23 protein-coding genes are annotated in these 23,318 nt (G+C 72.7%); 15 read left to right on the top strand and 8 right to left on the bottom strand.

All coding sequences use genetic code 11. The features are described 5' to 3' along the window. Positions 1–154: 154 nt before the first annotated feature. The 9 genes from ACWF9Z_RS30935 to ACWF9Z_RS30895 all read left to right on the top strand — a co-directional run bounded on the left by ACWF9Z_RS30935 (position 155) and on the right by ACWF9Z_RS30895 (position 8,849). Entirely contained in the window at positions 155–1,117 is a 963-nt protein-coding gene (locus tag ACWF9Z_RS30935) for a helix-turn-helix transcriptional regulator (RefSeq protein ID WP_453607590.1), read from the top strand. Between the two features lie 68 nt (positions 1,118–1,185). Then, complete coding sequence (locus ACWF9Z_RS30930; RefSeq protein ID WP_453607587.1) at positions 1,186–2,169, top strand: helix-turn-helix transcriptional regulator; 984 nt, start codon at positions 1,186–1,188, stop codon at positions 2,167–2,169. A 23-nt stretch (positions 2,170–2,192) separates the two neighbouring features. Continuing rightward, complete coding sequence (locus ACWF9Z_RS30925; RefSeq protein ID WP_453607586.1) at positions 2,193–2,519, top strand: hypothetical protein; 327 nt, start codon at positions 2,193–2,195, stop codon at positions 2,517–2,519. 26 nt (positions 2,520–2,545) lie between these two features. Next, positions 2,546–2,746 (top strand): hypothetical protein, encoded by a 201-nt coding sequence (locus tag ACWF9Z_RS30920; protein WP_453607583.1) that lies wholly within the window; start codon positions 2,546–2,548, stop codon positions 2,744–2,746. A 169-nt stretch (positions 2,747–2,915) separates the two neighbouring features. Continuing rightward, positions 2,916–3,215: a Sec-independent protein translocase subunit TatA gene (gene tatA / locus ACWF9Z_RS30915; RefSeq protein ID WP_449481283.1), complete on the top strand. Its 300-nt coding sequence runs from the start codon at positions 2,916–2,918 to the stop codon at positions 3,213–3,215. A 53-nt stretch (positions 3,216–3,268) separates the two neighbouring features. Then, positions 3,269–4,234, top strand: a complete 966-nt coding sequence (gene tatC / locus ACWF9Z_RS30910) for a twin-arginine translocase subunit TatC (RefSeq protein ID WP_453607579.1) — start codon at positions 3,269–3,271, stop codon at positions 4,232–4,234. Between the two features lie 37 nt (positions 4,235–4,271). Next, a complete protein-coding gene (locus tag ACWF9Z_RS30905; RefSeq protein WP_453607576.1) occupies positions 4,272–5,162 on the top strand; it encodes a diacylglycerol kinase in 891 nt (296 codons plus the stop codon). Positions 5,163–5,255: 93 nt separating this feature from the next. Then, positions 5,256–8,108, top strand: coding sequence for a DEAD/DEAH box helicase (locus ACWF9Z_RS30900; RefSeq protein WP_453607573.1), 2,853 nt, complete (start codon positions 5,256–5,258; stop codon positions 8,106–8,108). Positions 8,109–8,198: 90 nt separating this feature from the next. Then, positions 8,199–8,849, top strand: a complete 651-nt coding sequence (locus tag ACWF9Z_RS30895; RefSeq protein ID WP_453607570.1) for a helix-turn-helix domain-containing protein — start codon at positions 8,199–8,201, stop codon at positions 8,847–8,849. Here ACWF9Z_RS30895 and ACWF9Z_RS30890 read toward each other — a convergent pair. The 4 genes from ACWF9Z_RS30890 to ACWF9Z_RS30875 form a co-directional block, all read right to left on the bottom strand. Further along, entirely contained in the window at positions 8,846–9,862 is a 1,017-nt protein-coding gene (locus ACWF9Z_RS30890) for a pseudouridine synthase (RefSeq protein ID WP_453607567.1), read from the bottom strand. The two genes, ACWF9Z_RS30895 and ACWF9Z_RS30890, sit on opposite strands and share 4 nt — an antisense overlap. A 42-nt stretch (positions 9,863–9,904) precedes the next feature. Then, entirely contained in the window at positions 9,905–10,558 is a 654-nt protein-coding gene (locus ACWF9Z_RS30885) for a GNAT family N-acetyltransferase (RefSeq protein ID WP_453607564.1), read from the bottom strand. 275 nt (positions 10,559–10,833) lie between these two features. Then, positions 10,834–11,676, bottom strand: coding sequence for a siderophore-interacting protein (locus ACWF9Z_RS30880; protein ID WP_453607561.1), 843 nt, complete (start codon positions 11,674–11,676; stop codon positions 10,834–10,836). A gap of 63 nt (positions 11,677–11,739) precedes the next feature. Then, positions 11,740–12,645, bottom strand: a complete 906-nt coding sequence (locus tag ACWF9Z_RS30875; RefSeq protein ID WP_453607645.1) for a 5'-3' exonuclease — start codon at positions 12,643–12,645, stop codon at positions 11,740–11,742. A gap of 298 nt (positions 12,646–12,943) precedes the next feature. Here ACWF9Z_RS30875 and ACWF9Z_RS30870 point away from each other — a divergent pair, with 298 nt between their 5' ends. Both ACWF9Z_RS30870 and ACWF9Z_RS30865 read left to right on the top strand, forming a co-directional pair. Further along, a complete protein-coding gene (locus tag ACWF9Z_RS30870; RefSeq protein ID WP_453607642.1) occupies positions 12,944–13,492 on the top strand; it encodes a helix-turn-helix domain-containing protein in 549 nt (182 codons plus the stop codon). 8 nt (positions 13,493–13,500) lie between these two features. Beyond that, positions 13,501–14,274: a helical backbone metal receptor gene (locus ACWF9Z_RS30865; RefSeq protein WP_453607559.1), complete on the top strand. Its 774-nt coding sequence runs from the start codon at positions 13,501–13,503 to the stop codon at positions 14,272–14,274. On the opposite strand, the gene ACWF9Z_RS30860 is transcribed toward ACWF9Z_RS30865, so the two are convergent. Then, complete coding sequence (locus ACWF9Z_RS30860; RefSeq protein ID WP_453607556.1) at positions 14,271–15,395, bottom strand: TDT family transporter; 1,125 nt, start codon at positions 15,393–15,395, stop codon at positions 14,271–14,273. The two genes, ACWF9Z_RS30865 and ACWF9Z_RS30860, sit on opposite strands and share 4 nt — an antisense overlap. Before the next feature lie 70 nt (positions 15,396–15,465). Between ACWF9Z_RS30860 and ACWF9Z_RS30855 the strand changes: the two genes are divergently transcribed. Beyond that, positions 15,466–16,395, top strand: coding sequence for a LysR family transcriptional regulator (locus ACWF9Z_RS30855; RefSeq protein WP_453607554.1), 930 nt, complete (start codon positions 15,466–15,468; stop codon positions 16,393–16,395). 89 nt (positions 16,396–16,484) lie between these two features. Here the strand turns inward: ACWF9Z_RS30855 and ACWF9Z_RS30850 are convergent, their stop codons facing one another. The 3 genes from ACWF9Z_RS30850 to ACWF9Z_RS30840 form a co-directional block, all read right to left on the bottom strand. Next, on the bottom strand, positions 16,485–17,195 hold the full coding sequence (locus ACWF9Z_RS30850; protein ID WP_453607551.1) for a gamma-glutamyl-gamma-aminobutyrate hydrolase family protein: 711 nt from the start codon (positions 17,193–17,195) through the stop codon (positions 16,485–16,487). A 32-nt stretch (positions 17,196–17,227) separates the two neighbouring features. After that, complete coding sequence (gene eat / locus ACWF9Z_RS30845) at positions 17,228–18,700, bottom strand: ethanolamine permease (RefSeq protein WP_453607549.1); 1,473 nt, start codon at positions 18,698–18,700, stop codon at positions 17,228–17,230. Between the two features lie 119 nt (positions 18,701–18,819). Further along, positions 18,820–19,566 carry a FadR/GntR family transcriptional regulator gene (locus ACWF9Z_RS30840; protein ID WP_453607546.1) on the bottom strand — a complete coding sequence of 249 codons (747 nt, stop codon included), beginning with the start codon at positions 19,564–19,566 and terminating at the stop codon, positions 18,820–18,822. Positions 19,567–19,643: 77 nt separating this feature from the next. Between ACWF9Z_RS30840 and ACWF9Z_RS30835 the strand changes: the two genes are divergently transcribed. From ACWF9Z_RS30835 to ACWF9Z_RS30825, 3 genes are all read left to right on the top strand, one after another. Next, a complete protein-coding gene (locus ACWF9Z_RS30835; protein WP_453607543.1) occupies positions 19,644–21,023 on the top strand; it encodes a glutamine synthetase family protein in 1,380 nt (459 codons plus the stop codon). Positions 21,024–21,116: 93 nt separating this feature from the next. Further along, a complete protein-coding gene (locus ACWF9Z_RS30830; RefSeq protein ID WP_453607541.1) occupies positions 21,117–22,481 on the top strand; it encodes an aldehyde dehydrogenase family protein in 1,365 nt (454 codons plus the stop codon). 4 nt (positions 22,482–22,485) lie between these two features. Next, positions 22,486–23,280, top strand: a complete 795-nt coding sequence (locus ACWF9Z_RS30825; protein WP_453607538.1) for a 3-oxoacyl-ACP reductase — start codon at positions 22,486–22,488, stop codon at positions 23,278–23,280. Positions 23,281–23,318: the final 38 nt, after the last annotated feature.

The raw sequence follows: 23,318 nt of genomic DNA, 5'->3' as shown, positions 1-23,318 counted from the left end.
GTGAAGCCGCTGGGCCCCCGCCGGACGGCGGGGGCCCTCGCTTTTGCCCTGGACCGACGGGGCGGTACGGTCACGGTCACGAGGGTGCACGCGGGTGCACGCGCGCGCGTGGCGGTATTGCGCGTGCGGGGGCGAGAAGGGCGGATGGGCGTCGATGGCGATTGCCAAGGCCGAGCGGCTGATGAATCTGGCGCTGTGTCTGCTGGGGACCCGTCGGCCGCTGAGCAAGCGCGAACTGCGGGGCTCCATCGAGGCGTACATGGAAGCCGGGAACGACGAGTCCTTCAACCGGATGTTCGAGCGGGACAAGGACGACCTGCGGGAGCTCGGCCTCGTCATCGAGACCGTGGAGAACCTGGAGGGCGACACCGGCTACCTGGCCCGCCGTGACAGCAACAGGCTCCCGCCCGTCGCCCTCGACGCGGAGGAGGCCGCCGCCCTCGGGCTCGCCGCGAAGGTCTGGCAGCAGGCCCGCCTCGCCGGGGCCGCGAGCGGCGCCCTGCAGAAGCTGCGCGCCGGGGGCATGCCGGAGGCCGGGGATCCCTACGAGGGCCAGCACAGTGCCATCGAACCGCGGATCCCGGTGCACGAGGCGGCTTTCGAGCCGCTGATGCTGGCCTGCCGCGACCGTCGCCCGGTGGTCTTCGACTACCGCCGGTCCAATGCCGCCCGGCCCGAGAGCCGTCAGGTCGAGCCCTGGGCCCTGGAGTGCTGGCGGGGCCACTGGTACCTGGCCGGGTTCGACCGTGACCGCGGGGCGGAGCGGGTGTTCCGGCTCTCGCGCATCACGGGGAAGGTCCGTTCGCGCGCGGCCGTGTACACCGCCGAGGTCCCGGACGTGGTGACCGTGCGGGAGACCGTGGCGAGCTGGGCCGGGGAGGGCGCGAAGCGCTCCGCGCTGATCCGGCTGCGGGCCGGGGCGGGTTATCCGCTGCGGGCCAAGGCCACCGCCCTGCGCGAGAGCGCGGGCGGGGAGGGCTGGGACGAGCTGGAGATCCCGTACGGGCACGGGCTCGACGCCTGGCTGGTGGAGTTCGGCCCCGACGTGGTCGTGATGGAGCCCGCCGATCTGCGGGCCGACGTGGTCGACCGGCTGCGTGCCGTCGCCCAGGGCTGACCGGCCCCGTCCATTCCCGTAGACGGTCCATTCCCGTAGAACGTGCCCTGAGGGGGAGACGTACCAGCATGGCTGCCAACGCCATCGACCAGACGCGCCGGATGCTTTCGCTGGTGACGTACTTGCGCGAGCGTCCCGGGGCGCACGTCGCCGACGTCGCCCGCGCCTTCGGGATCACCGAGGACGAGCTGATCTCGGACCTCGACGTGCTTCCCATGTGCGGGACCAGTTTCCGCGGCGGGGACCTGCTCGACATCGACACCGACGGGGAGCGGATCTGGTGGCGCAATCCCGACGCTTCGGGGGAGTCCACCGCCGAGCCGCTGCGGCTGGCCGCCGACGAGGCGACCGCGCTGCTGGTCGCGGCGCGCGCGGTGGCCACGCTGCCCGGGCTGCGCGAGAGCGACCGGGACGCCCTCCTGCGGGCGACCGCGAAGCTGGAGGCGGCCGCCGGTGAGGCGGCCGGGGCCAGTGCGCGGCTCTCGGTGACCTTCGAGGCCGAGGGCGGGGTCTTCGCCGACGTGGACCGGGCCATCGCCGAGCGGCGGCGGCTGTGGCTGCGGTACTACTCGCCCGCGCGCGACGAGCTCACCGAGCGCGAGGTGGACCCGATCCGCCTCTTCGCCGTGGGGCACACGTACATGGAGGGGTGGTGCCACCTCTCGGAGGCGCGGCGCACCTTCCGCCTGGACCGGGTGGCCGAGATCCGTCTGCTCGACGAGCGGGCGGACCCGCCGGCCATCGAGCCCCGGGACCTGTCGGTGGGCCTGGTCCAGCCGGCCGCCGAGGACCCGGAGGTGGTGGTCGAGGTCGGTCCGGGCGGGCGCTGGGTCGCCGAGTACTACCCGCACGACAGCGCCGAGGAGCTGGCGGACGGGGGCCTGCGGATCACGTTGCGCAGTCCCGATCCGGCCTCGCTGCGCCGGCTCGCGCTGCGGCTGGGGCGCGAGGGGCGGATCGTGGCCCCCGTGGAGCTCGCCGACAGTGCGCGGCGGGCCGCCCGCGAGGCGCTCGCGGCGTACGAGGACACGGCTGCCGGGGAACGGGTCTGAGGGGGCTCGGAGCGATGTCGCCGATGTCAGGGCCGGGGTCGCCGGGCGCGGGGGGCGGCCCGCAGGCGCGGGGTGTGCCGGGCTCGCCCGGTGTGCGGGATGTTGCGGTCGTTTCCGGTGCTCCGGTCGTCTCCGACGCTCCGGTCTCCTTCAAGGCGGCCTGTACCGAGTGCCGTGCCCGCTTCGAGCTGGACGCGGGGGACCTGCGGCTGGCCATCGGCGGCAGCCGGCGGACCACCTTCTACTCCTTCACCTGCCCGGAGTGCGGGATCCAGGTCCGTAAGCCGGCCGGTGAGCGCATCGTGGAGCTGCTGACGGGGGGCGGCGTGAGCACCCTGCGCAGCCTGTGACATGTGCGGTGGCCTAGGCTCTTCCCATGCTGTGGCCGATGATCGCAATCGCTCTGGGCTTCCTCGGGCTCGCCGTCCTCGCCGTCCTCGCGGTGCGCGTCTTCGTGGAGGTGCGCAGGCTCTCGGGCCAGGTGGCGGACGCCGGGCGCCGGATCGCGGACGCGTCGGGCGACCTGGAGCGGGCCGCGGCAGACCTGGCCCGGGCCGGACGGGCCGTTCGGCCATAGTAATGGTGGGACAACCGTCGTACTGTCTGACCACGCAAGCGGGGATACCCCGGGGGATTGCCTGGCGTTTACCCCCGGGGGTTACGATCCATGTCAGAGCGGTCGACGGATTTAGGTCCGGGCCGTCTGGCCACCACAACCAGCCGTTTCGGTGAGAAGGAAGACACACATGATCGGCAACCTGAAGCCCCTCGAGATCCTCCTTATCGTCGCCGTGATCTTCCTGCTGTTCGGTGCCAAGAAGCTTCCCGACATGGCCCGCTCGCTCGGCAAGTCCGCCCGCATCCTCAAGAGCGAGGCGAAGGCGATGAAGAAGGAGGGAGAGGCGGAGGACGCTTCCACCGCCGCTTCCGTCGCCGACCAGGCCGGCCAGCAGCAGCCCGCGGCCCCGCGCACGATCCAGGCCTCGCCCGGTGACGTCACCAGCGCCCGGCCCGTGAACGAGCCCAACCACACCACTCAGGGCTGACTCCCGCCCGTCGCGGTCGCGCCAGTCATCTGCAACGAGACAAGGGACGTGGGTTGCTCAAGTCTGCCCGCAAGCAGGAGAACAAGGACCAGAAGGCAAAGGACGCCGAAGGGCGCATGCCTCTCGTCGAGCACCTGCGTGAGCTGAGAAACCGGCTGCTGAAGTCGGTCCTTGCGGTCCTCGCGATCACCATCGTGGCCGCGTTCTTCTACAAGGACCTCATCGACTTCATCATGAAGCCGATGCTGGACTCGGTCGGCTGCACCAACGGCGTGGTCGAGCAGCGCAACGGGCGTCCCTGCGCCGACATGACGGTCAACGGCCTCATCGCGCCGTTCTCCATCGCCCTGAAGGTCTCGCTGACCGCCGGTGTGGTGCTCGCCGCCCCGGTGTGGCTCTACCAGCTGTGGGGCTTCGTGGCCCCGGGGCTGCACAACCACGAGAAGAAGTACGCCGTCGGGTTCGTGGCGGTCGGCGCGCCGCTGTTCGCCGCCGGTGGGATCCTCGCGTACAAGATCCTTCCGCAGACCGCGGTGATCCTGCTCGAGTTCACCCCGGACAACGCGCGCAACCTGCTGCCGGTCGACGACTACCTCGACCTGATCACGCGCATGATCGTCGTCTTCGGCCTGGCCTTCGAGCTGCCGCTGCTGCTGATCCTGCTCAACATCACCGGGGCGCTGACCGCGAAGCGGCTCGGGAGCTGGTGGCGGGCGATGGTGCTGGGCATCACGATCTTCGCCGCGTTCGCGACGCCGACCGGCGACCCGCTGACCATGCTGTCGCTGGCCGCGCCGATCGTCACCCTGTACTTCCTCGCGCTCTTCGTCTGCTTCCTCAACGACCGCAGGCGGGCTCGGAACAACCCCGACGCGGCCCTGGACGACGACGAGGCCTCCGAGCTGGACCTGACGCCCGCGGAGCTCGGCGAGATCGAGTCCGTGTCGGCCGCGGGCTCGCTGCCCGAGCAGACCGACGGCGGACGCCAGCGGATCAACGGCTACGACGACGCCACCTGATCGACGCGGGCGGATCCCGGCAGGTACATTCCCGCGGGTGAGTGCTGAGATCACCCTCTTCGTCAATCCCACCGCCGGACGCGGCCGGGGCGCGCACGCCGCGCAGCCGGCCGCTTCCGCGCTCCGGGACGCAGGCTTCTCCGTGCGGACCGTCGTCGGGGCCGACGCCGCGGACGCGCTGGTCCGCTTGCGCGCCGCCGTCCGCGAGGGCACCGGCGCGGTCGTCGCCGTCGGCGGGGACGGCATGGTCTCCCTCGCGCTCCAGGCGGTGGCGGGCACCCTGGTCCCGCTCGGAGTGGTCGCGGTGGGCACCGGGAACGACTTCGCGCGGGCGACGGGTCTGCCCGTACGGGATCCCGCGGGGGCGGGCCGGCTGGCCGCCGAGGCCCTCAAAGGGGGCCGGATCCGGGACATCGACCTCGGCCGGGTCGACGGGGGCACCTGGTACGGGACCGTGCTGTGCTCCGGCTTCGACTCGCGGGTCAACGACCGCGGCAACCGGATGCGGCTGCCGGCCGGCAGGTTCAAGTACGACCTGGCGATGATCGCGGAGCTGGCCGCCTTCCGGCCCTTCCGCTACCGGATCACCCTCGACGACGGACCGGCCTTCGAGACCGAGGCCACGCTGGTGGCCGTGGGCAACGGTTCCTCCTACGGCGGCGGCATGCGCATCTGCGCGGACGCCGAGCCGGACGACGGGCTCTTCGACGTCACCGTGGTCGGCGACTGCAGCCGCACCACCCTGCTGAAGGTCTTCCCGCGCGTGTACCGGGGAACGCACCTGTCGCACCCGAAGGTCACCGTCCACCGGGCCGCGAAGGTGACCCTGGAGGCGGCCGGCAGCACCGCCTACGCGGACGGCGAGCCGCTCGGCGCGCTCCCGGTGACCGCCGTGTGCGTACCGTCCGCGCTGCGTCTGCTGGGGTAGCCGCGGGGGGCCCGGGGGGCGCAGGCGGGCGCTCCGAGCTCCTGATAAAGATCGCGACTGTTGTCAGGGGTGGCGGGTAGGCTCGAGGACAAGATGACCGAAGAACTCTCACCCGCCGAGCGGTACGCCGCTGCCCGGATCCGCGCCGCCGAAGAGGCCACCGCTCTGGCGCCCTTCCGCGAGATGTACGAATTCGACCTGGATCCGTACCAGATCGAGGCCTGCAAGGCACTGGAGGCCGGCAAGGGCGTCCTCGTCGCCGCCCCGACCGGCTCGGGCAAGACGATCGTCGGCGAGTTCGCCGTGCACCTCGCCCTGCAACAGGGCCGCAAGTGCTTCTACACGACGCCCATCAAGGCCTTGTCGAACCAGAAGTACGCCGACCTCGCCCGGCGCTACGGCGCCGACAAGGTCGGCCTGCTCACCGGTGACAACAGCGTCAACTCCGAGGCTCCCGTGGTCGTCATGACCACCGAGGTGCTCCGCAACATGCTGTACGCGGGCTCGCAGTCGCTGACCGGGCTCGGCTACGTCGTGATGGACGAGGTCCACTACCTCTCCGACCGGTTCCGCGGGGCCGTCTGGGAGGAAGTGATCATCCACCTCCCGGAGTCGGTGACCCTGGTCTCCCTCTCGGCGACCGTCTCCAACGCCGAGGAGTTCGGCGACTGGCTCGACACCGTGCGCGGCGACACCGAGGTGATCGTCTCCGAGGAGCGGCCCGTACCGCTGTGGCAGCACGTCATGGCCGGCCGCCGGATCTACGACCTCTTCGAGGAGGAGTCCGACCACGGCGGCCGCGGCTCCGCGCGCCGCGAGGTCAATCCGGACCTCCTGCGGATGGCGCGCGAGGAGAACACCAGCCGGTACAACCCCAAGGACCGGCGGCGCGGAAAGATGGTCCGCGAGGCCGACCGCGAGCGCGAACGGCGCTCCCGCGGCCGGATCTGGACCCCTTCGCGCCCCGAGGTCATCGCCCGCCTGGACGGCGACGGGCTGCTGCCAGCCATCAACTTCATCTTCAGCCGGGCCGGTTGCGAGGCCGCCGTACAGCAGTGCCTGTACGCGGGGCTGCGGCTCAACGACGACGCCGCGCGGGTCAGGGTCCGCGAGATCGTCGAGGAGCGCACCGCGGCGATCCCGACCGAGGACCTGCACGTCCTCGGGTACTACGAATGGCTCGAAGGCCTGGAGCGGGGCATCGCCGCGCACCACGCGGGCATGCTGCCCACGTTCAAGGAGGTCGTAGAGGAGCTGTTCGTACGGGGCCTGGTGAAGGCCGTCTTCGCCACCGAGACCCTGGCGCTGGGCATCAACATGCCCGCGCGCACGGTGATCCTGGAGAAGCTGGTCAAGTGGAACGGTGAGCAGCACGCCGACATCACCCCCGGCGAGTACACGCAGCTCACCGGCCGGGCCGGGCGGCGCGGGATCGACGTCGAGGGCCACGCGGTGGTGCTGTGGCAGCGGGGCATGGACCCGGCGGCCCTGGCCGGGCTCGCCGGTACCCGTACGTATCCGCTGCGTTCCAGCTTCAGGCCCTCGTACAACATGGCCGTCAACCTGGTCCAGCAGTTCGGGCGGCACCGCTCGCGCGAGCTGCTGGAGACCTCCTTCGCGCAGTTCCAGGCGGACCGCTCGGTCGTCGGGATCTCCCGGCAGGTGCAGCGCAACGAGGAGGGCCTGGAGGGCTACCGGGAGGGCATGACCTGTCACCTCGGAGACTTCGGGGAGTACGCGCGGCTGCGCCGCGACCTCAAGGACCGCGAGACGGAGCTGGCCAAGCAGGGCGCGGCGCAGCGCCGGGCGCAGGCCGCCGGTTCGCTGGAGAAGCTGAAGCCGGGCGACATCATCCACGTCCCGACGGGCAAGTTCGCCGGTCTGGCCCTGGTGCTGGAGCCGGGCGTGCCGCCCGGCCGGTCCAACGGGCACCGCGGGCACGAGTACACCGAGGGCCCGCGTCCGCTGGTGCTGACGGCGGAGCGGCAGGTCAAGCGGCTCGCCGCGATCGACTTCCCGGTTCCGGTGGAGCCCATCGACCGGATGCGGATCCCCAAGACCTTCAACGCGAAGTCCCCGCACTCGCGCCGGGACCTGGCGTCGCAGCTGCGCGTCAAGGCCGGGCACATCCCGGTGGAGCGGCACAGCCGCGGCCGGGCGGCGGCGGCCGACGACCGGGAGATCGCGCGGCTGCGCACCGAGTTGCGGGCGCACGCGTGCCACGGCTGTGACGAGCGCGAGGACCATGCGCGCTGGGCGGAGCGCTACCACCGGCTGCAGCGGGACACGCAGCAGCTGGAGCGGCGCATCGAGGGCCGGACGAACACCATCGCCCGTACCTTCGACCGGATCCACGCGCTGTTGACCGATCTGGACTATCTGCGCGAGGACGAGGTCACCCCGCACGGCCGGCGGCTCGCCCGGCTCTACGGCGAGCTCGACCTGCTGGCGTCGGAGTGCCTGCGGGCCGGGATCTGGGAGGGGCTCAGCCCGGCCGAACTGGCCGCCTGCGTCTCGGCGCTGGTCTTCGAGGCGCGGCAGTCCGACGACGCGGTCGCGCCGAAGGTGCCGGGCGGCGCGGCGAAGGCGGCGCTGGGCGAGATGGTCCGCATCTGGGGCCGGCTCGACGCGCTGGAGGAGGAGCACGGCATCAACCAGACGGAGGGCGTGGGCCAGCGCGAGCCGGACCTCGGTTTCGCGTGGGCCGTCTACCAGTGGGCTTCGGACAAGAGCCTGGACGAGGTGCTGCGCGAGGCGGAGATGCCGGCCGGTGACTTCGTGCGCTGGTGCAAGCAGGTCATCGACGTGCTGGGGCAGGTCGCGGCCGCCGCGCCGTCCTCCACGGCCCCGCCGTCCTCGCAGGGCGGCAGCACGGTGGCGCGCAATGCGCGCAAGGCCGTGGACGCGCTGCTGCGGGGTGTGGTGGCCTACAGCTCGGTGGGCTAAGAGGATTCGTCGCTTCCTCCAAAAGTGGTCATGGCTGGATCTGATCTCTTGCCATGATCGATCCGGCGTGTGCTGTGCGACGATCGGGCCATGACTGGGGGAACGGGAGAAGGTCCGAGACGGGTCGGTCGGCCGCGCGCCGACCAGCTGCGAGCGGACAGTGGCCGGCCGCCGCGTGAGGAACTCCTCTACGCGGCGGCCGAGTTGTTCACGGTCAGGGGGTACGCGGCCACCACCACGCGGGCGGTGGCCGAGCGGGCCGGAATGCGCCAGGCCACGATGTACCACTACTTCGGCGGCAAGGAGGAACTCCTCGCCGAACTCCTGGAGTCCACGGTCGCGCCCTCGCTGGATCTGGCCCGGCGGCTGCTCGGCGAACCGGACCGGCCGGCCGGCCGGCGGCTGTGGGAGCTGTGCCGTTCGGACGTGCTGCTGCTGTGCGGCGGACCCTACAACCTCGGCGCGCTCTACCTGCTGCCCGAGGTGGGCGGATCGCGGTTCAGCCGCTTCCTGCGGATGCGCCTGGAACTCAAGGACGCCTACCAGGAGTTGCTCGACCGCGCCTGCGCCGCATCCGGACTGGCCGGAGACCGGGCCGCGCTGGTGCTCCGGGGCGACCTCGTCTTCGGTCTCATCGAAGGCGTCATGCTCGTCCACCGCGCCGATCCGGCGCGCCCCGTCTCCGCCTTCGCGGAGGCCACCGCCGACGCGGCGCTGCGGATCGCGGGCGTCGGCGGCTAGGCCGTCTCCTCCGGATCGTGCCGGGCCCGCGCCGTGCCGGTACCGGTGCCCGCCCCGTCGTCCCGTTCCCAGCCGGCCCGGTCCTCCCAGGCCCGCAGGGTGAGGCCGCTCTCGATCCGGTGCGCGGTCCCGGTGACGGGATCGGTGAACTCCAGCGTGCGGGCGAGGAGTTGCAGCGGCCGGCGGTAGTCGTCCGGCGCCGGGTCGCGGACCACCGGATAGACCGGGTCGCCCAGGATCGGCAGGCCGAGGCTGTTCATGTGCACCCGCAGCTGGTGGGTGCGCCCGGTGTGCGGAGTCAGCCGGTAGCGGCCCAGGTCGCCTCTGACCTCGACGAGCTCGGCCAGGGTCTCGGCGTTCGGCTCGGCGTCCTCGACCTCCACCGCCGCCATCACCCCGCGCACCTTCTCGATGTGGCTGCGCAGGGTCCGGGGGAACTCCACCGCCGGGTCGTGGGGCGCGAGCGCCTCGTACTCCTTGCGGATCCGCCGCTCCTGGAAGAGCAGCTGGTAGGCGCCCCGGTCCTCGGGGCGGATGCTGAACAGCACCAGCCCGGCGGTCATCCGGTCCAGGCGGTGCGCCGGGCTGAGCGCGGGCAGGCCGAGCTCCACCCGGAGCCGGGCCAGGGCCGTCTGGAAGACGTGGCTGCCGCGCGGGGTGGTGGCCAGGAAGTGCGGTTTGTCGGCCACTAGCAGGTGTTCGTCCCGGTACACGACCCCGATCGGGAAGGGCACCACCGGCTCGGGCGGCATGTCCCGGTGGAACCAGAGGAAGGCCCCCGGCTCGTAGGGGTCCCCGGGTCCCAGGACCCGTCCGCCGACGCCCCGTACCCGGCCGTCCCGGAGCAGCCGGGCCATGGACTCCTCGCCGCGGGTGCCCTCGTAGCGCGCCGCGAGGTAGGAGCCGAGGTCCGGCCACGTGCCCTGCGGGTCGGGGGGCAGGCGCATGCGGACCGGGTCGATGCCGTCGATCTGGGGCAGGGGCGGGTCGGGGATGTGGGATCTGCGTTTCATCGGGGTACAGGCTATGCGGCCGGGGGCTCGCGCGAGTTCAGCTCACCGGGGGGCGTCCGCCGGCTCGTACCAGAGGCTCGTCATCGGGGAGCGCGTGGTCCAGCCCAGCGAGGCGTAGAGCGCCTGGCCCTCCGGCGTGCCGACCAGGAGGCCGGTCCGTGCGCCGGTCTCGTACGCGGCGCCCTGCAGCGCGCGCATCACCAGGCCGCCGAGGCCCTTGCGCCGGTGCTCGGTGGCGGTCTCGACCTGGTCGGCCACGGCATGGGTGCCTGCCCGGGCGATCTGTCCACGGGCGGCGAAGTGCCCGGCGTGCGTGCGGACCAGCACCCGGCTGACGCCGCCCCGGGTCCAGTGGGTGAGCGTGTAGCCGGCGGGCGCCTCGGCGTGCTCCGGTGCGAGGGGGCGGGTCATCAGGAAGCCGGGGAGGTCGCGCCGCCAGCCCGGCCCGACCCAGGGCAGGACCTCGTGGTCCTCGGCGAACAGCTTCAGCCACGTCCCGGGCGCGCTCGTCGCGGCGACGATCTTGCGCACATCTGCCTCGGAGGGCTCCGGCAGCACGTGCCGGGCGACGTGCCGGGGCTGCCCGACGTCGATCGTCCACCCCCACGGCTCGCCGATCGGGTCCGAGGTGCCGCGGGAGGCGACCCAGCCGTCGATCCACATCCGTACGAGTTCGCTGGTCCCGGTGTCCGGCATCGCGGTCCGCCCCCTGAATGTAATAGGTGCCCCTCAGGAGGGAAGCTTACGCGATCGGGGCGTGAAGGGGCCATGACGACGCAGGCCTCCGCGTGATCGGGACGCGGAACGGCCGGTCGCCCGGCTGTGGTTGAAGGTGCCCTGGTGGTCGGCGCCCAGGTGTGCGACGCCGACCGTGCGGCCGGAGGGGGAGAAGCTCACCCGGAGGGGGAGGGGGTCATCCGGAGGGGGACGAGGTCACCCCCGGAGGGGCGGGGACCCCCTTCCGCATGGGCTCAGCGGGCCGCCGCGAGTTGTTCCTGTTCGGCCTCGACCGCGGCGTTCCAGTCACGCTTGATCGAGCGCCAGCCCTCGTCCGTCTCGCCCAGGCGCCAGTAGCCCGAGATCGACAGGCGTTCGCGCGGGATGCCGCGCTCCAGACGCAGGTGGCGGCGCAGCGTCTTGACGAAGCCCGCCTCGCCGTGCACGAAGGCGTGGACGTCCGGGGAGGGGAAGGACAGGGCGCGGACGGCCTCCGTCAGGGCCTCGCCGACCGGGCGCGAGCCCCGGTGGATCCACAAGGGGGTGACCCCGTCCGGGGTGGCGATCCGCAGCTCGTCGGCCGGTCCCTCGACCTCCACCAGCGCGTGGACCACGGCCCCCGCCGGCATCCGCTCCATCGCGGCGCCGATCGCGGGCAGGGCGCTCTCGTCGCCGACGAGGAGGTGCCAGCCCGCCGCCGGGTCCGGGGCGTAGGCCCCGCCCGGCCCGAGGAAACGGACGAGTTCACCCGGCTGGACGCGGGCCGCCCAGGGGCCGGCCAGGCCCTCGTCGCCGTGGACCACGAAATCGAGGGCCAGTTCCCGCAGGACGGGATCCCAGGAGCGCACCGTGTACGCCCGCTGCCGCGGCCACTGCGCGCGCGGATAGTCCGCCCGGATCTGGTCCAGGTCCCACGGGCTGGCGTAGGTGACGCCCTCCGCGGGGAACAAGATCTTCACGTAGTGGTCGGTGTACGCGCCCGCGCCGAATCCGGCCAGCCCGTCACCGCCCAGCACCACCCGCACCATGTGCGGGCTCAACCGCTCGGTGCGCACGACGACCGCGGTGCCGACCGTGCGGACGCGTCCTTCTGCCACGACGATTCCCCTGACCTTCCGACCCTGCCATCCGTGAAGCTTAGGATTACCTAAGTTAGCACCTCACGGGCGCAGTGCGCTGCTCAGTCGTTCCACTGCTCCTCCCAGGCCCCACCGGTGGGCCAGTGCGGCGACCAGGTCCGGCTGGGCGGGGACCGCCGGGAGCGTGGGATCGAAGGCCGGAAGCGGAACGTCCGCGGCGACCCGGACGACCTTCGGGGCCACCGCCAGATAGGGCCGGGACTCGTCCAGCCGCTTGCGCTGCGCGGGGGTCAGCTTCGACGCGGGGTCGTCGATCGCGGCGATGATTCCGGCCAGGTCCCCGTAGGCGTCCAGCAGCTTCGCCGCCGTCTTCTCGCCGACGCCCGGTACGCCCGGCAGGCCGTCGCTCGGGTCGCCGCGCAGCAGCGCCAGGTCCGCGTAGCCCGGGCCGTCCACGCCGTACTTCTCGCGCAGCCACGCCTCGTCGGTCACCTGGAGGCTGCCGACCCCCTTCAGCGGGTACAGCACGCGCCGCCGCTTCGCGTCGTCGACCAGCTGGTAGAGGTCCCGGTCGCCCGTGACGATGTCCACCGGGCCGGTGGCGCGCAGGGTGAGCGTGCCGATCACGTCGTCCGCCTCGTACCCGGCGACGCCCACCCGGGCGATCCCGAAGGCGTCCAGGGCGGCCTCGATGATCGGCACCTGCGGGGCCAGGGTGTCGGGGGTCTCCTCGAGGTCCGGGCCGCTCGCGGACTCCTCGGCGACCCGGTGGGCCTTGTAGGAGGGGATCAGCTCCACCCGCCAGTGCGGCCGCCAGTCGGCGTCCATGCAGGCCACCAGGTCGTCGGGCCGGTGGTCCTGCACGAGGCGGCCGATGAAGTCGAGCAGGCCGCGCACGGCGTTGACCGGGGTGCCGTCGGGGGCCTTCACCGAATCCGGCACGCCGAAGTACGCGCGGTAGTAGAGGGAGGCGGTGTCCAGGAGCATCAAGCGTCGTGTCGTCGTCACGATCACGATGATGCCTTGAGGCCCGGTGGAAAGTACCGGAGGTCGGCCCTCCTCGGCTCTTGAGCGCGAAACGCGGGCCGGTTGCTGCGTAAGGTGCTTGCAGCACGCCGATGTGCGGCGTGTGGTGTGCGACGGACCAGGACAAGGGGAGGGCAGCCCCACCATGGACGACAGGGATGGCACCGACGGTACGGACGGCAGGAGCGCCGCGAGCGCGTCGAGCGGCACGGACGACAAGCAACGGGACAAGGACAAGGACGCCAAGGAACCGCTCCGGGTGGGCGTGGCCGTGCGCAAGAGACGCCGGGCACTGCACCTCACCCTCGCCGCCGTATCGGCGCGCAGCGGCCTGTCGGTCCCGTTCCTGAGCCAGATAGAGAACGAGCGGGCCCGGCCCAGCATGCGGTCCCTGGAGCGGGTCGCCGACGCGCTGGAGACCACGGCCGTGGAGCTGCTGGCCGCCTCGGACACCGCGCGCACCGTGGACCTCGTACGGGCCGGTGACGGCGCGGAGCTCACCCCCGTTCCCGGCGTACGGCCCCTCGTGCGCGGGCACCACCAGCTGCACGCGCTGGAGTTCACCGGGGACCAGGACGCCGGCCGCGAGTACCAGCACCGCAACGACGAACTGATGTACGTGATCTCGGGCGCCTGCCAGGTGGAGGCCGAGGGACGGGCCTACCGGCTGGAGAACGGCGACGCGCTGTTCCTCTCCGGCGGGGTGCGCCACCGGTGGCGGGCCGTCACCGAGGACACCCGGATCCTGATCGTCGCGGTCGGCGACCACATCCACGCCACCTCCGAGCCGCCCTCGCCGGGGCACTGAGCCGCCGGATGCGGACACCGAAGCGGGTCGTCTCGCTCGTGCCGTCCCTGACCGAGGCGGTGGCCGTGAGCGCGCCCGGAGCGCTGGTCGGGGTGACCGACTGGTGCACGCATCCCGCCGGCCTGGGGGACGCGGTGCGCGTCGGGGGCACCAAGAACCCCGACGTGCGCGCGATCGCGGCGCTGCGCCCGGACCTGGTCGTCGCCAACGAGGAGGAGAACCGCGCCCCGGACCTGGACGCGTTGCGGGCGGCCGGGCTGGAGGTGCTGGTCACCGAGGTACGGGACCTCCCACAGGCGCTGAGCGAGCTGGAGCGGGTGCTGGTGGGGGCGCTGGGTCTGGAGCGGCCCGGGTGGCTGGCGGACGCCGAGGCCGCGTGGGCCCGGGCGGAGCCGCTCCCGCCGGCCCTGGCCTTCGTACCGATCTGGCGGCGGCCGTGGATGGTGCTCGGCCGGGACACCTTCGCGGGGGACCTGCTGGCCCGCCTCGGCGTGCGCAACGCCTACGCCGCTCACGCGGAGCGCTACCCCCGGATCCCGGCGGCCGAGCTGGCCGCGGCGGGCTGTGACCTCGTCGTGCTGCCGGACGAGCCGTACCGGTTCACCGCCGGCGACGGACCCGAGGCCTTCCCGCGGATCCCGGCCGCGCTCGTCAGCGGACGGCACCTGACCTGGTACGGGCCCTCGCTGGCCGAGGCGCCGGCGGTGCTGGCGCGGGCCCTGCGCGCGGCGCTCGGGCAGGGCGTTCGCGCGGTGCGGGAAGGCCGGCCGCCGACGGCCTAGCGGGGCGCGGCGAGCAGACGGCCGTTCAGCAGGCCGCGCAGGGTGTTCGCGGCGGCCAGCAGCCAGGCGGTCAGCAGGGCCAGGAACAGGGCCGCGGCCAGCCAGGAGAAGGCGGTGAGGCCGGTGTGGCGGGCGAGCCCGGCGGCGCCGGTGACGCAGGTGCCGATGGGGAAGGTCAGCGCCCACCAGGTCATGGCGAACCCCATGCCGTCGCGGGCGGCCCGCAGCAGCATCGCCGAGGCCAGCGCCAGCCAGAGGAGGGCGAATCCCATCACGGGCACCCCGTAGACCACCGCGAAGGCGGCGAAGGCGCCGGAGTACGCGGCGGATATCGACTGGGGGGCCATGTCGGCGAGGGAGTTCACCGCGGTGGTGGACTGGCCGAGGGGGCCCAGGACCAGGAACAGGGCCGGGGTGAGCGCCAGGGGGAGGGGACCGCTCACGATCAGCCGGCCGAACACCAGGGGGAGCATCAGCAGGGTGGCGAGCAGGCTGATCCCGAACATGGCGTAGCAGGCGAGCAGCATGGCCTCGCGGCCCTGGCCGGCGGGCAGGTGGGGGATCAGCAGGGGGCCCAGGGCGGCGGACACCATCGGGGCGACCACGGGGAGCAGCCACACGGGGGTGGCCTGGTGGGCCTCGACCTTGTGGCGGACCACCATCAGGTAGGGCACGGCGACGGCCGCGAGCAGCCCGATCGCGGTGCCGGCGGTGAAGAGGACCGTGTCCACGGCGACGGCGGCGGGAACGCCGATGAGGTCCTTGCCGACGATGAGGGTGCCGCCGCCGACGGCCAGCAAGGCCATCGCGAGGCAGCCGTAGAACGGGGCGACGGCCGGGTCGAGCAGGTGGGCCCGGGCCTGGTCGCGGTGGTGGATCCAGTGGCCGGCGCGGGCGGTCAGCAGCACGGCGAGGGCGGTGGCGGACAGGACCCAGAAAATCTGACAGGCCACGCGCTGGCCCGGGACCTGGTAGGGGAGGGTGGCGCCGGCATTGGCGATGATCGCCGTGCCCATGACCGAGGCGTACCAGTTGGGGCCGAGGTGGCGCAGCGAGGGGACCTTGTGGATCCGCTGGGTCCCGGGGGTGGTGGGACGGGGGCGTACGAGGGTGGTGGCCATGGGTCCAGCGTCCCGTCGGGCGGGGCCGGACGGCAGAGGGCTTGTTCCTATGAGGGCATAAACTGAAGTTATGGGCATCGAGGACTGGGCTGAGCCGCAGGTACCGCTGGCGCACCGGGTTCCGGACCTGGGCGCCATGGAGCTGCTGCTCGCCGTCGCCCGGGTGGGGAGCCTGAGCGGGGCCGCCCGGCGGCTCGGGATCACCCAGCCCGCCGCGAGCAGCCGGATCCGGGCGATGGAGACCCGGCTCGGCGTGGCCCTCGTGGACCGGTCCCCGCGGGGCTCGACCCTGACCCGGGAGGGCGCCCTGGTCACGGACTGGGCGCGGCGGGTGGTGGAGGCGGCCGAGGCCTTCGATGCGGGCGCGCAGGCGCTACGGGGCCGTCGCGACTCCCGGCTGCGGGTCGCGGCCAGCATGACCATCGCGGAGTACCTGCTGCCCGGCTGGCTCATCGCGCTGCGCGGGCAGCGCCCCGGCACGGCGGTGTCGCTGCACGCGGGGAACTCGGCCGCCGTCGCCGAACGGGTCCTCGCGCACGAGGCCGACCTCGGCTTCGTCGAGGGGCTCAGCGTGCCCGAAGGACTCGACGCGGTGGTGATCGCGCAGGACCGCCTGGTGGTGGCGGTGGCCCCCGGACACCCGTGGGCCCGGCGGTCGAGGGGAGTGGAAGCCGCGGAGCTGGCGGCGACGCCGCTGATCCTGCGGGAGCGGGGCTCGGGCACCCGGCAGGTCCTGGACGCGGCCCTGGCCGGTATGGGCGGCCTGGCGGAGCCGCTGCTCGAACTGGCCTCCACCACGGCGGTGAAGGCCGCGGCGCTGAGCGGAGCCGGGCCGTGCGTGCTGTCGGAGCTGGCGCTCGGCGACGAACTGGCGGCCCGCCGCCTGGTGTCGGTCCCGGTCCTCGACACCCCGCTCGACCGGGCGCTGCGCGCGGTCTGGCCCGCGGGCTCCCGTCCGGCGGGCCCGGCCCGGGACCTGCTGTCGCTGACGCGGCACTGACCCTCCTCCGCCGGCCCGGGGGGCCGGACGGGACCCGGGGCCGGGGTCCGTCGGCCGGGGTCCGTCGGCCGGGATCCGGGGGCGGCCCGTCAGGCGGGAGTGGTGCAGAGCGCCGCGGCGGACGCCGCCGCGACGAGGGCGGACATCACGCGGGTGTCCTCGTCGCGTTCCGGGTGCCACTGGACGCCCAGGACCCAGTGGGAGGGGTCGGCGAGTTCGACCGACTCCACCGTGCCGTCCACCGCGTGCGACGAGGCGACCAGGCCGCGGCCCAGGCGGTCGACGGCCTGGTGGTGGTAGGTCGGGACCTGCGACTCCTCGGGCACCAGGGCCGCGTACAGGGTGCCCGGGACCGGGCGGACCGGGTGCCGGCCGACGACGCCCTCCGTCTCGAAGTGCCCGTCGATGTGCTGGATCAGCGTCCCGCCCAGGGCCACGTTCAGCGCCTGCATGCCCCGGCAGATCCCGAGCACGGGGGTCCGGGAGGCGAGCGCCGCGGCGATGAGCGCGAGCTCCCAGGCGTCCCGCTGGGTCGCCGCCGCGCCCGTACGGGGGTCCCGGGCGGCCCCGTAGCGGACCGGGTCCACGTCGGGGCCGCCCGCGACGACCAGGCCGTCCAGCCGGCTCAGCACCTCCGCCGCCGCCTCCGGGTCGTCCGGCGGCAGCAGCACGGCCGTGCCGCCCGAGGCCTGGACGAGTTCGTAGTACCCGGTGGGGACGAGGGCCGTCGGGACGTTCCACACGCCGTAGCGGGTGACGGCCTCGATGTAGGTGGTGATGCCGATGAGCGGCCTGGGCACGGTGGTTACCTCCAGGGGAAGGGTGCGGGTGGTCAGTCGCGGGACAGTTCGGCCTCGGCCGCGGCCAGCGCCGCGAACTCCTCCTCCGGCGCGGACGCCACCAGGTGGTGCCGACTGTAGAACGCGAAGTAGGCGAGGGCGACGGCGTACACGGCCAGGGCGATGAACGCCGCGTCCTTGTCCACCAGGAAGGTGGCGACCAGGGCCGAGAGGGCGAGCACGAAGGCCACCGAGGAGGTGACGACGCCGCCGGGGGTGCGGTACGGGCGCTCCAGGCCGGGCTCGCGGCGCCGCAGCACCATGTGGGAAAGGGCCATCAGGGCGTACGAGATGGTCGCTCCGAACACCGCGATGTTCAGCATGCGGGGGCCGTTGCCGGTGGCGGCGGCCAGCGCGAAGCCGATGGCTCCGGGGATGAGCAGGCCGAGGTACGGGGCCTTGCGCTTCGAGGTCAGGGACAGGAAGCGCGGCAGGTATCCGGCCCGCGAGAGGGCGAAGAGCTGGCGCGAGCCGGCGTAGATGAGGGAGAAGAAGGAGGCCACCAGGCCCGCGAGACCGGCGTAGTTGACGAAGGTCTTGAGCCAGGAGAGCCCGGAGTCGCCCTCGAGGGCGACGACCAGCGGGTTGCCCGCGTCCTTGAGGGCGTCGGCTCCGCGCGCCCCCGTCGAGGCGAGGAAGGTGACCAGCGCGAGCAGGACCAGGATGCCCATGGAGATGGACAGGGCGCGCGGCACGGAGCGGACCGGGTCCTTGGCCTCCTCGGCGGCCAGCGGCACGCCCTCGACGCCGAGGAAGAACCACATGCCGAAGGGGAACGCGGCCCAGATGCCGAGGAAGCCCAGCGGCAGCCACGAACTCGCGCCGGCGGCGGTGGTGTCGACGGCGATGTCGTCGAGGCGGGAGGCGTCGAACTGGGTGAACGCGCCGACGGCGAAGACGACCAGCGCGATCACGGCGATGGCGGTGACGACGAGCGAGAAGCTCAGGGCCTCGCCGACGCCCCACAGGTGGATGCCGATGAAGACCGCGAAGCAGGCGAGGTAGACCGGCCAGCCGGAGGTGAGGCCGAAGAGCTTCAGGGACTCGACGTAGTCGCCGATGAAGATGGCGATGGCGGCGGGGGCGAGGATGTACTCGATCAGGATCGCGGTACCGGTGAGGAAGCCGCCCCAGGTGCCCAGCGCCCGGCGCGCGAATCCGTAGCCGCCGCCCGCGGTGGGCAGGATCGCCGACAGCTCGGCGAGGGAGAAGACGAGGCACGCGTACATCGCGCCCATCAGGACGGTGGCGATGGCCAGGCCGCCGAAACCGCCCTGGGCGAGGCCGACGTTCCAGCCGGAGAAGTCGCCGGAGACGACGTACGCGACGCCGAGACCGGTCAGCAGCAGCCAGCCGGCGCTGCCGCGGCGCAGGGTACGGCGTTCCAGGTAGGCGTCGCCGCCGCTCTCGGGGGACGTGGTGGGTTCGGGCACGGCTGCCAGCCGTGCGCCGGTGTCGTCGGCCATGTGCGCTCCTGCCTAGGGCAATGGTTGTGGGGCGTACCTTTGCCGTTCCGGAGTGGCGGGCGCAAGACCTGTGCGTTAAACGGAGGTTACGAAAAGCTCCCGGACGCCGCCGGCCCCGCTCAGGCCAGGAATCCCCGCAGCAGCGCCGCCGTGCCGCAGCAGTGCTCGCGCATCACCTCGCGCGCCGCGTCCGCGTCCCGCTCCAGCACCGCCTCCACCAGCGCGGTGTGCTGCTGCTGCGAGTGCTCGAGGTTGCGCACCAGCAGCGGGATGCAGTCCAGCAGGTCGTTCACGGTGGCCCGGACAGCCGCGTACTGGGCCGTCAGGGTGGCGGATCCGGCGAGCTCGCACAGGGTGAGGTGGAAGAGCGTGTCCTGGCGGCGGTATGCGGTCAGCGGGGCGTCGTGGGTGGCGGCCAGCGCGCCGAGCAGCCGGTCCGCGTCCTTCTCCGACAGGCCCTGGGAGGCGCACAGGCCGGCCGCGCCCACCTCCAGGACCTCGCGGAAGCGCAGGGCGTCCTCGATGTCCACGCCCGCGACCCGCCGGCGCAGCTCCTCCTCGGCGCCGCCGGCGGGGGTGTCGGGGCGGTGCAGCACAAACGTTCCGCCGTACCGCCCGCGCCGGGCCTCCACCAGGCCCTGGTCCTGGAGTACTTTCAGCACCTCGCGCAGCGTCACCCGGCTGATCCCCATCCGCTCGGCCAGCTCGCGCTCGGCCGGGAGGCGTTCCCCGCCCGGGACCAGGCCGAGCCGGACCACCTGGAGGATCTGCTCCAGCGCCTCCTCGAACCCGTTGCCGGCCCGCACCTGCCGCAGCACCGGATTGAGCCGCGTGATCGCGTCCCCTTCGCTCGCCGTACCGGTCATCTCGGCTCCTCCCCTTCCCAAGCAATGGTTCTATTCAATACCTTAGGCCCCCTCGGCTCACCGAAGGAGAGATTCCCGTGGTAGACCGCAAGCCGCCGCTTTCGCCCGAAGAGCTCCGCGTTCTCGTGGCCAGCGGTGAGATCGACACAGTGGTCCTGGCCTTCCCCGACATGCAGGGGCGCCTCCAGGGCAAGCGGTTCGCCGCACCGTTCTTCCTCGACGAGGTCCTCGCGCACGGCACCGAGGGCTGCAACTACCTCCTCGCCGTCGACACGGACATGAACACCGTCGACGGGTACGAGATGTCCTCCTGGGACCGCGGCTACGGCGACTTCGCCATGCACCCCGACCTGGCCACCCTGCGCCGGATCCCGTGGAACCCGGGCAGCGCCTTCGTCCTCGCCGACCTCGCCTGGAACGACGGCTCGCCCGTCGTCGCCGCGCCCCGGCAGATCCTGCGCCGCCAGCTGGAGCGCCTCGCCGAACACGGCTACACCGCGATGGTGGGCACCGAGCTGGAGTTCATGGTCTTCCGGGACACCTACGAGCAGGCCTGGGACGCGGGCTACCGCGGTCTGACCCCCGCCAACCAGTACAACATCGACTACTCCGTCCTCGGGACCGGCCGCGTCGAACCCCTGCTGCGCCGCATCCGCAACGAGATGCAGGCCGCCGGCCTGGTCGTGGAGTCGGCCAAGGGCGAGTGCAACCTCGGCCAGCACGAGATCGTCTTCCGCTACGACGAGGCCCTGAAGACCTGCGACCAGCACGCCCTCTACAAGACAGGGGCGAAGGAGATCGCGGCCCAGGAAGGCGTCTCGCTCACCTTCATGGCCAAGTACGACGAGCGCGAGGGCAACTCCTGTCACATCCACCTCTCGCTCACCGACGCCGACGGACGCAGCGCGATGGCCGCGGACGGCCCGGACGCGCACGCGCACGGCGGCATGTCACCCGTGATGCGCCACTTCCTGGCCGGCCAGCTCGCCGCGCTGCGCGACTTCTCCCTTCTCTACGCCCCCAACATCAACTCGTACAAGCGTTTCCGGCCAGGATCCTTCGCGCCGACCGCCGTCGCCTGGGGCGTCGACAACCGGACCTGCGCCCTGCGCGTCGTCGGCCACGGCCGCTCCATGCGCTTCGAGAACCGCCTCCCCGGCGGTGACGTCAACCCGCACCTCGCCGTGGCCGGCCTGGTCGCGGCCGGGCTGTACGGCATCGAGCACCGGCTGGAACTGCCCGAGCCCTGCGCCGGCAACGCCTACACGGCCGACTTCGCGCACGTCCCCACCACCCTGCGCGAGGCCGCCGAACTCTGGGAGAACAGCGAGATCGCCAAGGCCGCCTTCGGCCCCGAGGTCGTCGCCCACTACCGGAACATGGCCCGCGTGGAACTGGACGCGTACGACTCCGCGGTCACCGACTGGGAGCTGCGCCGCTCCTTCGAACGCCTGTAGAGCCGCGCCCGCCGCACCGCACCGGATGACCGGCGGCGCCGCATTACCGCACCCACCGCACCCTCCGCACCCGAACGTCTGAAAGGCCACCACGTGTCCGATGCGCTGGAAGTCTTGAATCCGGCCACCGAGGAAGTCGTCGCCATCGTCCCGGCCGCCACACGGGACGATGTCGACGCCGCCGTCGCGCGGGCCGCCGCGGCCCAGCGGACCTGGGCGGCCGCCGCGCCCGCCGACCGGGCCCGGCTGCTGCGCCGGTTCGCCGCCGTGGTCGACGGGCACATCGAGGAACTCGCGCAGCTGGAGGTCCTCGAGGCGGGCCACACGATCGGCAACGCCCGCTGGGAAGCCGGCAACGTGCGCGACGTGCTCGACTTCGCCGCCGGGGGAGTCGAGCGGCTCTCCGGCCGCCAGATCCCCGTCGCCGGGGGCATCGACGTCACCTTCCTCGAACCCCTCGGCGTCATCGGCGTGATCGCCCCGTGGAACTTCCCGATGCCGATCGCCGCCTGGGGCCTGGCCCCGGCACTCGCCGCCGGCAACGCGGTCATCCTCAAGCCCGCCGAGACCACCCCGCTGACCGCGCTGCGCCTGGCCGAACTCGCCCTGGAGGCCGGACTCCCCGCACACCTGCTGCAGGTGCTGCCCGGCCGCGGGGCGGTCGCGGGCGCCGCCCTCGTCGAGCACCCGGGCGTGGCCAAGATCGTCTTCACCGGCTCCACCCGGGTCGGCAAGCAGATCATGGCCTCGTGCGCCGGCCAGGTGAAGAGGGTCACCCTCGAACTCGGTGGCAAGAACCCCAACATCGTCTTCGCCGACGCGGACCTGGAGGCGGCCGCGGCCGCCGCTCCGATGTCCTTCCTGGACAACACCGGGCAGGACTGCTGCGCCCGCACCCGGATCCTCGTCCAGCGGTCCGCCTACGACCGCTTCATGGAACTGCTGGTCCCCGCGGTCGAGAGCGTGGTCGTCGGGGACCCGAACGACGAGAAGACGCAGATGGGGCCGCTCATCTCGCGGGTGCAGCTGGACCGCGTACGGTCCTACGTCACCGACGACCTGACGGTCGTCCGCGGCGCCGCCCCCGAGGGCCCCGGCTTCTGGTACCCGCCGACCCTCGTCACCGGCGTGGACCCGGGCGCGCCCGTGGCCGCCGAGGAGGTGTTCGGACCCGTCGCCGTCGTCCTGCCCTTCGAGGACGAGGAGGACGCCGTGCGCCTGGCCAACGCCACCGAGTACGGCCTCGCCGGCTCCCTGTGGACCCGCGACGTGGGCCGCGCGCTGCGCGTCTCGCGCGCCGTCGCCGCGGGCAACCTGTCGGTCAACTCCCACAGCAGCGTCCGCTACTGGACCCCCTTCGGCGGTTACAAGCAGTCCGGGCTCGGCCGCGAGCTCGGACCCGACTCCCTCGCCGCTTTCACCGAGACCAAGAACGTCTTCATCAGCACGGAGGCCTGAAAACATGTCCACTGAGTCCACCGAAGAGATCGTCTGCCGCCGCCTGGTCGGCCGTACCGCCGTCATCACCGGAGCCGGCAGCGGCATCGGCCTGGCCACCGCCCGCCGACTGGCCTCCGAAGGCGCCCACATCGTCTGCGGCGACATCGACGAGACCGCCGGCAAGGCCGCGGCCGAAGAGGTCGGCGGCACCTTCGTGAAGGTCGACGTCACCAGCCCGGAGGAGGTCGAGGCCCTCTTCAAGACCGCCTTCGACACCTACGGTTCCGTGGACATCGCCTTCAACAACGCCGGCATCTCGCCCCCGGACGACGACTCGATCCTCACCACCGGCCTGGAGGCCTGGAAGCGGGTCCAGGACGTCAACCTCACCTCCGTCTACCTGTGCTGCAAGGCCGCGCTGCCCTACATGCAGCGCCAGGGCCGCGGCTCCATCATCAACACCGCCTCCTTCGTCGCCGTCATGGGCGCCGCCACCTCGCAGATCTCGTACACCGCCTCCAAGGGCGGCGTGCTCGCCATGTCCCGCGAGCTCGGCGTGCAGTTCGCCCGGGAGGGCATCCGCGTCAACGCGCTGTGCCCGGGGCCCGTCAACACCCCGCTCCTGCAGGAGCTCTTCGCCAAGGACCCGGAGCGCGCCGCCCGCCGGCTCGTGCACATCCCGCTGGGCCGGTTCGCCGAGCCCACCGAGATCGCCGCCGCCGTCGCCTTCCTCGCGAGCGACGACTCCTCCTTCATCAACGCCACCGACTTCCTGGTCGACGGCGGCATCTCCGGGGCGTACGTCACCCCCCTGTAGGCCGCGGAAGGGCCCGACGCCAAGGGTTCACCCGTACT

It is taken from the genome of Streptomyces sp. NPDC054961 (genome assembly GCF_053609145.1).
The sequence above is the reverse complement of the archived record's forward strand: the minus strand, read 5'-3'. Positions and strand labels throughout refer to the sequence as shown.